This window comes from Falsiphaeobacter marinintestinus, assembly GCF_007923355.1.
Taxonomy (GTDB): Bacteria; Pseudomonadota; Alphaproteobacteria; order Rhodobacterales; family Rhodobacteraceae; genus Phaeobacter_A; species Phaeobacter_A marinintestinus.
Genome location: NZ_VOGO01000002.1, coordinates 526,153 through 537,955, shown reverse-complemented (window position 1 = coordinate 537,955; position 11,803 = coordinate 526,153). Strand labels below are relative to the sequence as shown.

Annotated in this window: 11 protein-coding genes; 5 read left to right on the top strand and 6 right to left on the bottom strand. The window is 61.2% G+C overall.

Annotation, left to right across the window (positions count from 1 at the left end):
- Window positions 1–77 precede the first annotated feature (77 nt).
- From FOY56_RS06985 to FOY56_RS06970, 4 genes are all read left to right on the top strand, one after another.
- Window positions 78–377, top strand: a complete 300-nt coding sequence (locus FOY56_RS06985; RefSeq protein WP_146345088.1) for an FtsB family cell division protein — start codon at window positions 78–80, stop codon at window positions 375–377.
- Window positions 378–530: 153 nt separating this feature from the next.
- Window positions 531–1,520, top strand: a complete 990-nt coding sequence (pdhA, locus tag FOY56_RS06980) for a pyruvate dehydrogenase (acetyl-transferring) E1 component subunit alpha (RefSeq protein ID WP_146345087.1) — start codon at window positions 531–533, stop codon at window positions 1,518–1,520.
- A gap of 14 nt (window positions 1,521–1,534) precedes the next feature.
- Window positions 1,535–2,908 (top strand): pyruvate dehydrogenase complex E1 component subunit beta, encoded by a 1,374-nt coding sequence (locus tag FOY56_RS06975; RefSeq protein ID WP_146345086.1) that lies wholly within the window; start codon window positions 1,535–1,537, stop codon window positions 2,906–2,908.
- Window positions 2,909–2,920: 12 nt separating this feature from the next.
- The gene (locus FOY56_RS06970) at window positions 2,921–4,228 is read left to right on the top strand and encodes a pyruvate dehydrogenase complex dihydrolipoamide acetyltransferase (protein ID WP_146345085.1); all 1,308 of its coding nucleotides are present in this window, start codon (window positions 2,921–2,923) and stop codon (window positions 4,226–4,228) included.
- Between the two features lie 142 nt (window positions 4,229–4,370).
- Here the strand turns inward: FOY56_RS06970 and cysE are convergent, their stop codons facing one another.
- Window positions 4,371–5,180 carry a serine O-acetyltransferase gene (gene cysE, locus FOY56_RS06965; protein WP_146345165.1) on the bottom strand — a complete coding sequence of 270 codons (810 nt, stop codon included), beginning with the start codon at window positions 5,178–5,180 and terminating at the stop codon, window positions 4,371–4,373.
- 84 nt (window positions 5,181–5,264) lie between these two features.
- Here cysE and FOY56_RS06960 point away from each other — a divergent pair, with 84 nt between their 5' ends.
- Complete coding sequence (locus tag FOY56_RS06960) at window positions 5,265–5,603, top strand: TraR/DksA family transcriptional regulator (RefSeq protein ID WP_146345084.1); 339 nt, start codon at window positions 5,265–5,267, stop codon at window positions 5,601–5,603.
- On the opposite strand, the gene FOY56_RS06955 is transcribed toward FOY56_RS06960, so the two are convergent.
- The 5 genes from FOY56_RS06955 to FOY56_RS06935 are packed head-to-tail and all read right to left on the bottom strand — an operon-like array spanning window position 5,584 to window position 11,797.
- On the bottom strand, window positions 5,584–5,880 hold the full coding sequence (locus FOY56_RS06955; RefSeq protein ID WP_146345083.1) for a DUF7742 family protein: 297 nt from the start codon (window positions 5,878–5,880) through the stop codon (window positions 5,584–5,586). The two genes, FOY56_RS06960 and FOY56_RS06955, sit on opposite strands and share 20 nt — an antisense overlap.
- 4 nt (window positions 5,881–5,884) lie before the next feature.
- Window positions 5,885–9,811, bottom strand: a complete 3,927-nt coding sequence (locus FOY56_RS06950) for a baseplate multidomain protein megatron (protein ID WP_146345082.1) — start codon at window positions 9,809–9,811, stop codon at window positions 5,885–5,887.
- Window positions 9,811–10,278 carry an NlpC/P60 family protein gene (locus tag FOY56_RS06945; protein WP_146345081.1) on the bottom strand — a complete coding sequence of 156 codons (468 nt, stop codon included), beginning with the start codon at window positions 10,276–10,278 and terminating at the stop codon, window positions 9,811–9,813. Before FOY56_RS06945 ends, FOY56_RS06950 begins: the two co-directional genes overlap by 1 nt.
- Window positions 10,278–11,165, bottom strand: coding sequence for a phage/gene transfer agent baseplate hub protein (locus tag FOY56_RS06940; RefSeq protein WP_146345080.1), 888 nt, complete (start codon window positions 11,163–11,165; stop codon window positions 10,278–10,280). The genes FOY56_RS06945 and FOY56_RS06940 overlap by 1 nt, the downstream gene beginning before the upstream one ends.
- On the bottom strand, window positions 11,165–11,797 hold the full coding sequence (locus tag FOY56_RS06935; protein ID WP_146345079.1) for a DUF2460 domain-containing protein: 633 nt from the start codon (window positions 11,795–11,797) through the stop codon (window positions 11,165–11,167). Before FOY56_RS06935 ends, FOY56_RS06940 begins: the two co-directional genes overlap by 1 nt.
- Window positions 11,798–11,803: the final 6 nt, after the last annotated feature.

Here is an 11,803-nt window from a genome sequence, read left to right as displayed (position 1 = left end):
AGGGATTCACATGACGAATCAACCGTGTCATAGTTTTGACGACCACCCGTAAGAGGTGCAGAAGAGGCAGTAGAGTTTTGACACGGTCCAGCAGACCCAGTTTCGGTACATTGATCTTTTTCGCCATCGCCTTTGCGTTGGGCGCCTATTTTACCTTCGCGGCCGTGCAGGGCGATTACGGCGTGTTTCGGCGTGCCGAGATCGCCGCCGAAGCTGAGACCGTTCGGGCCGAACTTGACCGGCTGAACGCAGAAATCGCGGAAACCGAAAACCTGACCCGCCGCCTGTCTGACGACTATCTTGATCTGGACCTTCTGGATCAACAGGCGCGGTCGGTTCTGGGCCTGTTGCGCGCCGACGAAATCGTCATCCGCTGACCTTCCCCTCAAATTCCTGAATTCGCAGAGGAATGTGCCTGGAACGGCATTTTCTTCCCCCGCGTCATATTATCTCTCGCCAGCCACGCCGATTTCCTTTAAGAGATAGTTTAACACTAAACTACCTTCTAGCATCGGGGGGAGCGCTTAGAGATGGCGACGAGAAAGACGACCAAACAACCGAATGTATCAGCCGAAGAGTTGACCGGGTATTACCGGGAAATGCTGCTGATCCGCCGGTTCGAAGAAAAAGCAGGCCAGTTGTATGGCATGGGCCTGATCGGCGGCTTCTGCCACCTGTACATCGGGCAAGAAGCCGTTGTGGTCGGGCTTGAGGCTGCGGCCAGGGACGGCGACAAACGCATCACATCCTACCGCGATCACGGCCACATGCTGGCGTGTGGCATGGACCCTGCCGGCGTCATGGCCGAACTGACCGGACGCGAGGGCGGCCTGTCCAAAGGCAAGGGCGGTTCGATGCACATGTTCTCGAAAGAGAAGCACTTTTATGGTGGCCACGGCATCGTGGGCGCGCAGGTGCCGCTGGGGGCCGGTCTTGCCTTTGCCGACAAATACAAGGGCAACGACAACGTCACATTCGCCTACTTTGGCGATGGCGCGGCCAATCAGGGCCAGATCTATGAGACGTTCAACATGGCCGCGCTCTGGGATCTGCCGGTGATCTTCGTCATCGAAAATAACCAGTACGCCATGGGCACAGCCCAGAAACGCTCCACCTCGACTCCTGATCTGTACACGCGGGGCGAAGCCTTCGGCATCGCTGGTGAGATCGTCGACGGCATGAACGTATTGGCCGTAAAGGAAGCCAGCGAAAAGGCGACCGCCCACTGCCGGGCCGGCAAGGGCCCCTATATCCTTGAGATCAAGACCTATCGCTATCGCGGCCATTCGATGTCGGACCCGGCCAAATACCGGTCCCGCGAAGAGGTCCAGAAGATGCGCGAAGAACGTGATCCGATCGAACAGGTTCGCGGCATCCTGCTGGAAGGCAAACACGCCACCGAAGATGACCTGAAGGCGATCGACAAGGACATCAAGGACATCGTCAACAAAGCGGCCGATTTCGCGCGCGAGAGCCCCGAGCCCGCGCTTGAAGAACTCTGGACCGACATTTACGCCTGAGGGAGATCCACGACATGGCAATTAATATTCTCATGCCCGCCTTGTCGCCGACCATGGAGGAAGGCACGCTGGCCAAATGGCTGGTCAAGGAAGGCGATACAGTATCCTCGGGCGATATCATGGCCGAGATCGAAACCGACAAGGCGACGATGGAATTCGAAGCTGTCGACGAAGGTATCATCGGCAAGATCCTGATCGCCGATGGTACCGAAAACGTGAAGGTCAACACCCCCATCGCCATCTTGGTTGAAGAAGGCGAAAGCGTCGATGACGTGGCCGAGGCTGCGCCAGCAGCCGACGCGGGCGCCGATGCGGCCCCTGTGGCCGTTGAGGCAACCGCCCCTGCCGCATCTGTTCCGGCGGCGCCCCAGGTCGACTTGACGCCAGACTGGCCCGAAGGCACGGCGATGAAACAGCAGACCGTGCGCGAAGCCTTGCGCGACGCCATGGCCGAAGAAATGCGCGCCGACGAAGACGTCTATCTGATGGGCGAAGAAGTCGCCGAATATCAGGGCGCCTACAAAATCTCGCAAGGGCTGCTGGACGAATTCGGCTCGCGCCGTGTCATCGACACCCCGATCACCGAGCACGGTTTTGCCGGGATCGCGGTCGGGTCATCCTTTGGTGGACTGAAACCGATTGTCGAGTTCATGACCTTCAACTTCGCCATGCAAGCGATTGACCAGATCATCAACTCGGCCGCCAAGACGCTGTACATGTCGGGTGGCCAAATGGGCGCGCCCATGGTGTTCCGTGGCCCCAATGGGGCCGCCGCGCGCGTTGCCGCCCAGCACAGTCAGGATTATGCAGCCTGGTACATGCAGATCCCCGGCCTGAAAGTCGCGATGCCCTATTGTGCCTCAGACGCCAAAGGCCTGCTGAAATCAGCAATCCGCGATCCCAACCCTGTGATCTTCCTGGAAAACGAAATCCTCTATGGCCGCAACTTCGATGTGCCCGATATCGAGGATTACACCGTTCCCTTCGGCAAGGCCCGCATCTGGCGGGAAGGCAGCGATGTCACCATCGTCAGCTTCGGTATCGGCATGCAATACGCGCTCGAAGCCGCCGACAAACTGGCCGAAGACGGCATTAGTGCCGAGGTCATCGACCTGCGGACCCTGCGCCCAATGGATACGCCCGCCATCATCAACTCGGTGATGAAAACCAACCGGCTTGTGACCGTCGAAGAAGGCTGGCCGCAGGGTTCGGTTGGCAGCTACATCAGCTCGGTTGTGATGCAGGAAGCGTTCGATTACCTCGACGCCCCGGTCATCAATTGCACCGGCAAGGACGTGCCGATGCCCTATGCCGCGAACCTCGAAAAACACGCGCTGATCACCACCGACGAAGTGATCGCTGCCGTGAAACAAGTGACCTACCGGTAAGGAGCACGACACATGCCCACCGAAATCCTGATGCCCGCTCTCTCCCCGACAATGGAAGAAGGCACACTCGCAAAATGGCTGGTCAAGGAAGGCGACACTGTCTCTTCCGGCGACCTTCTGGCCGAGATTGAAACCGACAAAGCCACGATGGAATTCGAAGCCGTCGACGAAGGCACCGTTGGCAAGATCCTGATCCCGGAAGGCACCGAAGGGGTCAAGGTGAACACCTTGATCGCCGTCCTGCTGGAAGAGGGCGAAAGCGCCGATGATATCTCATCCACGCCCGCCGCAACGCCCGAGGCTGCACCCGCAGCCGACGCGGGTGTCGAGGCGGCCCCTGTGGCCTCCGAGACAGCCGCCCCTGCCCCGGCAGCCCCGACATCGGCGTCCGGCACCCGCATTTTTGCGTCCCCGCTTGCCCGTCGCATTGCGTCGCAAAAGGGGCTGGATCTGAGCCAGATTAAAGGCTCCGGCCCGCATGGTCGTATCGTCAAGGCCGACGTGGAAGGCGCAAGCGCGCAACCCGCCGTTGCCTCGACACCAGCCGCCCCTGCGCCTGCTGCCGCACCAGCTCCTGCTCCGGCCACCGGCCCGTCAGCGGATATGGTCGCGAAAATGTACGCGGACCGCGACTATGAAGAGATCAAGCTGGACGGCATGCGCAAAACCATCGCCGCGCGGCTCAGCGAAGCCAAACAAACCATCCCGCATTTCTACCTGCGCCGGGATATCAAACTGGATGCGTTGCTCAAGTTCCGCGCGCAGCTGAACAAGCAGCTTGAGGGGCGCGGCGTGAAGCTCAGCGTCAATGACTTCATCATCAAGGCCGTCGCCAACGCGCTGCAACAGGTTCCGGCCTGTAACGCGGTCTGGGCCGGTGATCGCTTGTTGCAACTGAAACCGTCAGACGTGGCCGTTGCGGTCGCAATCGAAGGCGGATTGTTCACCCCTGTGCTGCAAGACGCCGACATGAAATCGCTGTCAGCGCTTTCGACCGAGATGAAAGATCTGGCCGCCCGTGCACGTGATCGCAAGCTTGCACCGCATGAATACCAGGGCGGCACTTTTGCGATTTCGAACCTCGGGATGTTCGGCATCGACAATTTCGACGCCATCGTGAATCCGCCGCATGCGGGCATTCTGGCTGTCGGCACTGGTGTCAAGAAACCGGTCGTGGGCGAAGATGGAGAGCTGACCGTGGCAACCGTGATGTCGGTCACCATGTCGGTCGATCACCGTGTCATCGATGGGGCGCTTGGGGCCGAACTGCTAAAAGCCATTGTCGAGAACCTTGAAAACCCGCTGACCATGCTGGCCTGACACAGACACAGAGCGCGTCGGTCGCTTGATGGTCGCGTTCTCTGGTCTCAGCATCCTGATACAGCAAAAGCGCGCCATCTAGGCGCGCTTTTTCGTTTGTTCGGCTATCGGCGAATTTGGCCTTAAGGCTCCAGCCCCGAGGTCAGGTCTTGCCACCAATAATCTGGTTCATCTGGACAGACGGTTGATCACACCCGGCCTCGCCAACGATCTTGGCCGGCACCCCGGCCACCGTTTTGCATGGCGGCACATCTGCCAGAACAACCGACCCGGCGGCAATGCGGCTGCAATGGCCCACACGGATGTTGCCAAGGACCTTGGCCCCTGCCCCTATCAGAACGCCGTCTTCGATCTTGGGATGCCGGTCTTCTTCTTCCTTGCCGGTGCCGCCCAGAGTCACCGAATGCAACATCGACACATTGTCACCCACCACAGCCGTCTCGCCAATAACGATGGAATGCGCATGGTCGATCATGATGCCCTTGCCGATCCGCGCGGCCGGGTGCACGTCAACCCCGAAGATCTCGGAAATCCGCATTTGCAGGAAATACGCCAGATCGTGCTGGCCCCGCTCCCACAGCCAATGTCCGACGCGATAGGCCTGCATGGCCTGATACCCTTTGTAGTACAGGATCGGCTGCACCAGCCGGTGGCAGGCCGGATCGCGTTCGTAAACCGCCATCAGGTCGGCACGGGCCGCTTCGACCAGTTCGGGCGACGTCGTATAGGCATCTTCCGCAATTTCCCGCAGGATCACCATCGACATCTCGTTCGATGACAGTTTGGCCGCAATCCGATAAGATAGCGCCTTTTCGATGCGGTGGTGGTGTAGAATACAGGCATGGACAAGCCCGCCCATCAGCGGTTCGTCTTGCACGATGTCCTGTGCTTCGTTCCGAATCTGGTCCCAGACGGGATCGACCGGCGTGATCTTTGTGCGCGTTTCAGCCATGGTCATGCGTCCTCCAATTCACATAGGATATGCGTGCGAGACCGGAAAACCAATCGCAATCCTGTGATGGGGTACATCGAAATTATGAATAATACGGAAATTCTGCGCTTCAAAACCCTGATCTGTGAGCGGTTGCAGACCCTCTCAGCGCAATCCGAAATGGGCCGGGACGGTCAGGCGGTCGTCCAGTTGGATCAACAATCGGTCGGCCGTCTCAGTCGCATGGATGCGCTTCAGAATCAGGCGATGGCCAAGGCGCAGCAGGCCCGGCGCGACGCTGAAACCACCGGGCTTAGGGCCGCGCTCGCTCGTATTGGCGAAGACGAATTTGGGTATTGCGACGCATGCGGCGATCCGATTCCACCAAAACGGCTTGAGCTGAACCTGACCGCGACACGCTGCGTCAGTTGTGCTTCCGGCTAAGGTGATGGCGGATCAGGGCCTGCACAACGGTTTCAAAACACTGGCAAAACGCCAGATCGTCAAAACCGGGTTCATCCGCCAAAGGCCGCCGCCGCGCTGCAGACATTAGCGATCCGTTGCCCCACAAGGGATGCGCCTGCCCGGTTCGCTTTACGTGTCGGTCGGCCATTTCGGCCTCGGCGATCAGACGGGCGCACACGTCTTCGCGCCCGTCCTGTGGGACCCGCAGCAAAGCGCGCGCCGCGTTTGAGACATCGCCATGCAAAACCAGGCGCATCGCGTCAGGCCCCAATCTCGACACTGGCAAATGATCCGGGCCCATAGCGCGCCGACACCTGCGCCACCGTGATCCGCGGTGTCGCCGTTCCATCCGCCGCCTGCATCGACGCTGAATAGGTCCATGCCGGTTGCCCGACGCTGGCCTCGCGCAGCAGTGAGTCGCCGTTCCAGACCCGCACCAGATAGCTTTCGCTTTCTTCGCCAAGCGGCACTTCGGGCATGTCCCAGCTGTCGCCATCAATCCGCGTGCGCCGGATCCAGCTGATTTCCCGATCATCACCCGGCTGTCCAGTCACCCGCAGATGGCACGGCGCATAGGGCCGCAACCCATTGCCATCAAATGTCTCAACCCTGTGGACATATGACGGGTCGTCATAGCCTCGCTGCGCCGGGCCGATCCTGTAATGCCGCTCTAACCGCCGTTGCGCACTGGTCAGATCAATCTGCTCAGGCACCCCATTCATCAGCACAAACCAGGATCCGACGGGCCAGATGCCCGGCATCGCGCCATCGCTTCCGACCTGCCCGCGCAACCGGCCCGACAGCCTATAGGTATCCGGCGCAATCAGCTCGGCCCCGGTAAACTGGAACAACTCCCACGCTCCGCTGCTGCCGTCGCCAATGGCAGCCAGATTGGCCCCATTCAAAACCGCCAAAGCGTCCTTGGCTTCCAGTGCTCCGTTCAGCAACCGCACCTGCACCGGTTCACCATGATCCCAGCGCCCGGCACCGGCAGCATTCATCGGCGTTTCGGTCACCCCGATCACAGACCGTGCGGCAAGGATTTCGCCCAATGCATAGTTTTCGTCAGACCCTGAAGAATAGACTGCAACCGTGCCCGGCCACGGCGTTGCCGTACAGGCGATATGGGGCGCATGTTCAACCTCATCCCCTGTCATCAGCGGCAAGTCCAGAAACAGCGGCAGCACAGGCACCGGCGCGACAAAGCCCGACTGGCTGGGCAATTGTTCGGCCCCTTCCGAGGGCAGATAGACCTGCGGTTCGATCCGCACAGCGTCAATCAACTGGAACCCGGATTGCTCGACGCTGTCGATCCGATACAACGCGTCGCGCTCATCTCCGTCTCCCGGTAAGCGCACCACATCCCCGGCCCCCAAAGCCATCTCGGACGGCGGCAATCCGAACCGGACGGAGTCGCGGGAAATACGTGCCTCGCTCAACCAGCGTTCGGCCACATGCCGTCCCTCGCCCCGGGTCATCGACAACGCCAGATCGTTGGACGTGACTGAATGGGTCGCATCGGTTGGCAATACGGCCTCTTCGGCAGCCACCTCATAATCGGCCCCGGTTTCGATAAACCGAACCCGCACGCGCCCGGTCATTTCGACCTCAGAGTCCCGAGTCTGTTCCAGCCCGCCGTCCAGTTCGCTGGTCTCGACAAACCGCTCCGGGTCCAGATCTGTCGCCCGACCGCCTTGCCGCATCACGAACACCAGCGCGCCATCGCGTTCGATGGCGTCAAACCCATAGCGCAGCATCAGCGGCTGCAACGCCGCCCGCGCATCCGACACATCCTCGACCACATATCCCCGCACCACCCCGAACAACGCCGACGTATCAATGTCAGTCACCTCGGCCCGCTGGCAAATCTCGGCCACGACCGAAGCCAGCGTGCGTATTCCGGCGCGCCCGTTCAACCAGTGACCGGTGGCATAGTTCGCGCCATCGCTCCACTGATCAGCGGTGTTGGGAAACGCCGGAAACGGACGTGCATCCCAGGCCCAGACATAGGCATTGTCCAGGTCGATCATGGGACCGCCGTAAATCCCTGAAACCGGGTTGGCATCCCCTTGTGCCCAATGGCCCAGAACCGCCCTCAGATAACTGATCTGGATCAGATCGTCCCGCATCCCATTGGAATACTTCGGCAAACTGGACTCGGATGATTTCGGATCAAGGAACTTGTTCGGCTCGTTCGTGCCTTTGTCGACGGCGGCGCAGCCCAGTTCGGTGAACCAGATCGGCTTGGATTCCGGCACCCAGTCGGTCGCCGCTTCTTGGCGCACGCCGCCAATCCGCTCGCGATGCGGCTGAGACCACCAGCTGCGCAAATCCTTGTACCGCCAAATCCAAGGCTCGCCATGCGCCAGGTCTTCGATCGGGGTGCGGACCTGCGCATCCCGCGCGGCGTCGGAATGGTAATACCAGTCATACCCCTCGCCACCTTCGACATTGCTGTCCAGATAAGCAGGATCATAGATGTCCTGCCAGCCCGCCTTAAGGTCCGTATGATCCTCGCCATCCCGCCAGTCCGACACCGGCATGTAATTGTCGATCCCGATGAAATCGATGACCTCATCCGCCCAAAGCGGATCAAGGTGGAAAAACCGATCCCCGCTGCCGTCGTCCGGAGAATACCCGAAGTACTCCGACCAATCCGCTGCATAGCCGATCTTGACGTCCGGCCCCAAAAGCACACGGACTTCAGACGCTAAATCGCGCAAGGCCTGGACCGCCGGAAAGCCAGCTGCCCCCCGGATCTGCGTCAGTCCACGCATCTCGGACCCGATACAGAATGACTCCACGCCCCCCGCGGCCGCACACAAAGCCGCGTAATGCAGGATGAAGCGGCGAAACCCCCAATCCGCAGACCCCGAATATGTCACCCCCCCATCACTCACCGCAAAATCAGCAGCCGAGGCCGTTCCGAAAAACGCAGCAACTTCGGCATCCGCCGCCGCCGTTCCATCCGGGCTGCCCTCTTGACCGGGTGCCACCGACAAGGTGATCCGCCCGCGCCACGGCAGGTGCGGTTGCCCGTCTTCACCGGTCCAGGGGTTCGGCAACGCATTGCCCACCAATTGCTCCATCAGGATGAACGGATAAAACATCACCCGCCGCCCCGCTGCGCGCATATCCCGGATCGCTTCGATCACCGCCCCGTCCGCTGGCGTGCCGCCATAGATCGGCCGGTCCTCAACCCGTGTAATCGGCGTCGCCGCAGCCCGCGACAGCCCAGACACAGACCACGGCATTCCCGCTCCGTCAGCTTCTTGCTGCTCGACCTTGGGCACGATGGAACAGGTCCCACAGCGCAGATCATCGCCGAACCAGGACACGATCAAAGACGCCGCATCGCAAGTTGGCAATTCTTCCGACAACGCATCCAGAGACGTCGCAAAATCGCTTTTGCCCGACGGCGTGTTGATGTTGGCGGCCCACTGACCACCCTGCCCGTTCGAGTAATACACGCTGCTGGTCGCCAACGCGTATTCCCCGGTTCCGGGCATCATCGCAACGCCCCGCACGATCTGCCCCAGATCCTGCGCAAATTCCTCGGCCTCGGGCTGTACCGGACGGATAACCTCGAACGAAAACTGCGGCACCCGGTTGCCGAATTGCTCCAACGACAGGTTTTCCATCACCACATAGGCCGTTCCGCGATAGGCTGGCACCTGCCCTGTGCCCTCAATCGCCTCCATCAACGGATCGGGTGCCTGATCCCGGCTGCCGACATAGACTCGCATGTTCAGGTCGTCGGGCGCGACTTCCTCGCCGTCGGCCCAGACCCGGCCAACCGTCGCAATCTCGCCCTCGCAAAGGGCAATCGCCATGGACACCGAATAGCTGTAGGTCGTCGTTTTGGGTTTAGGGGCAGACCCCTTGCCGCCCCCCGTCGTTGTCGAGGATTCCTGAAAATCCGAGGCCCAGATGACCTGCCCGCCTAATCGCATCCGGCCATAAATCTGGGTAACTGGCGCCCCGTCCCCGGTCTGGGTCAGGCGAAACCGGTCAACCTTGCCGGTCTCGACAGGGTCCGATCCCACGCCCAGCAACCGCTGGTCGATGATCCGGCCCAAAGTGGCGCCCGCCGCCCGGCCAAGCGCAACCGCCGTCAGCCCGGCCACCGTACCGCCAATCGACCCGCCGACAGCGGCCCCGACCGCAGAAAGAACAATCGTCGCCATCAGAGCACCTCCGCCGGAATTTCAGTTGCATTTTCAATCGGGTATTCGAACCGCGCCACGATCCGCCGCGCCCAGGGCGCGCTTAGCGGGCTTTCGACCACGCCATGACCCGAATACGCGTGAATGAACGCCTGACCCGGGCCCGTGTCCGACACGATCCCCACATGTTTCGCGACCGATCCCGCCCGCATCCGAAACAGGATCACGTCGCCACTCTCAACCGCGCCCAAAGGCTTTTCGCGCAGGTGACGACAGGCCGCCGCCCACATGCGTTCTTCACCTTGCGGTTCAGACCAGTCCATCGAATAGGCAGGCACCGTTTCAGGCTCACCGCCCAGCACGTCGCGCCACACCCCGCGCACAAGGCCCAGACAATCGGTGCCCGCGCCCCGCACCGACGCCTGATGCCGATACGGTGTCCCGATCCAGCGTCTTGCCGCCGCCACAACCTCTGCGCGCCCGCCCATCACCTCAGGCTCCCGCCCGAATTGGTGCCGCTTTGCTTGGGCACCGCCATCATCCAGTCGTCGGACGGGATGTCCGGAAACCCCTGATAGTTCGGCAGGTTGTTGAACTTGAGACGACAGGTGTCGAACCGTTTGTCACAACCAGCTTCCAGCCGCACCATATCGCCGGTCCCGATGCCACCCCGGATCGGCTCCCACAGCTCGATCACGCGGACACCATCATCGATCCAGTCCCGCTTGATCGCGCCCCATAGCCCGCTGGCCTGCCCCGACAGAACCGACAGCCTGCCACGCGCAAACCACCCCGGTTCAAACTCGTTCAGATCCGCCCAGCGATAGGCCCGCCCGTCACCAAGGTCTTCAACAGGCCTTTCCGTGAAATACCCCGGCTCTGACAGATCAAACCCGCAGTTCCTGTCACCCAGCACTGCCGTGCACGGCTTTTGATACACCCGCCCCAAGGGCCGGTTCAGCTTGTCGGTCAGCCCGCGCAACTCGGCGTTGAACTGCCCGCCGCTGCGCCGGATCTCACCCAAAGCCCCGCGAAACTGCAGCCAACGCACCGATACATCGGCCCAATTCACCAGCCACGCCCGCACCTCGGCCCCGTCAAAGCGCCCGGCCTCGATATCCTCTTCGCGCACAGCCGCATCGCTCAGCGCACCCACCGCTTCCGAGTTATCGACCGACAGCCCCGTACTTTGCTGCAACGCCAACGCGCTCAAGCCCGTGTCGGCTTTGAACGTCAAACCGTCGAACACCAAAGCACAATCGTGATCCGTAAACCCGTATTGCACCCCATCGCTGCGCGTGATTGCCCAGCACCGGCACAGGGTCGTCAGCCCGCTCTCAACATGCGCGCGAAACGCCGCGTCCTGCCCAGCCATCAGACCCGCACCTCGACCACTGGAACATTCGGCACATCGCCGGCCTGAAAGCTGGCCACGCTTGTCTGAATCCGATCCGTGTCAAACCGCACCGGCACGTCAAATTCAAACCCGGCCACCACTTTCGCCTCTTCGCCCGGCGCAAACGCGAATGTCACCAGGCCCGTGCCCGCATCGATCTCATAGTCGACGCCGTCGCGCAGTTCATCCTGCCCGATCCCCACACGCACCGACCCGACCACGGGTTTCGAAATCGGACGGGCATAAGTGAACGCGCCCGACCGATACGTCTTACTCAGCTGGAACTGGACGGAACTGCCATCGCCGTCCCCGATCACCTGATCGTCAAACCGCACCTCTTGCGAGGCTTTCGCGGTCTTGAAATCCGACCAGTCCTTCCAGCGGAACCCGTAAATCTGCCCACGCCGCGCCTCGAAAAACGCGATCAGCGTTTCGATGTCGTCCAGCGACCGCATCCCCAGACCCGCATCATAGCGCCTGCGTGAATGCGCCCAGGGCGTGTTGCGTTCCTCGAACCCGTTGGCCAGCGTCACGATATCGGTCCGCCGCTCTGGCCCCCCGACCGAGCCAAAGCTCAGCGAGGCCGGAAATCTCACATCATGAAAACTCATGTCCTG

What these genes read in the sequence shown, in the direction of transcription:
- FOY56_RS06955 (WP_146345083.1), bottom strand. Translation starts at nt 5,880, where the DNA reads ATGCGCCTGGTTTTGCATGGCGATGTCTCAAACGCGGCGCGCGCTTTG.
- FOY56_RS06940 (WP_146345080.1), bottom strand. Translation starts at nt 11,165, where the DNA reads ATGGCTGGGCAGGACGCGGCGTTTCGCGCGCATGTTGAGAGCGGGCTG.
- pdhA (WP_146345087.1), top strand. Translation starts at nt 531, where the DNA reads ATGGCGACGAGAAAGACGACCAAACAACCGAATGTATCAGCCGAAGAG.
- FOY56_RS06950 (WP_146345082.1), bottom strand. Translation starts at nt 9,811, where the DNA reads ATGGCGACGATTGTTCTTTCTGCGGTCGGGGCCGCTGTCGGCGGGTCG.
- FOY56_RS06975 (WP_146345086.1), top strand. Translation starts at nt 1,535, where the DNA reads ATGGCAATTAATATTCTCATGCCCGCCTTGTCGCCGACCATGGAGGAA.
- FOY56_RS06945 (WP_146345081.1), bottom strand. Translation starts at nt 10,278, where the DNA reads ATGGGCGGGCGCGCAGAGGTTGTGGCGGCGGCAAGACGCTGGATCGGG.
- cysE (WP_146345165.1), bottom strand. Translation starts at nt 5,180, where the DNA reads ATGGCTGAAACGCGCACAAAGATCACGCCGGTCGATCCCGTCTGGGAC.
- FOY56_RS06935 (WP_146345079.1), bottom strand. Translation starts at nt 11,797, where the DNA reads ATGAGTTTTCATGATGTGAGATTTCCGGCCTCGCTGAGCTTTGGCTCG.
- FOY56_RS06960 (WP_146345084.1), top strand. Translation starts at nt 5,265, where the DNA reads ATGAATAATACGGAAATTCTGCGCTTCAAAACCCTGATCTGTGAGCGG.
- FOY56_RS06970 (WP_146345085.1), top strand. Translation starts at nt 2,921, where the DNA reads ATGCCCACCGAAATCCTGATGCCCGCTCTCTCCCCGACAATGGAAGAA.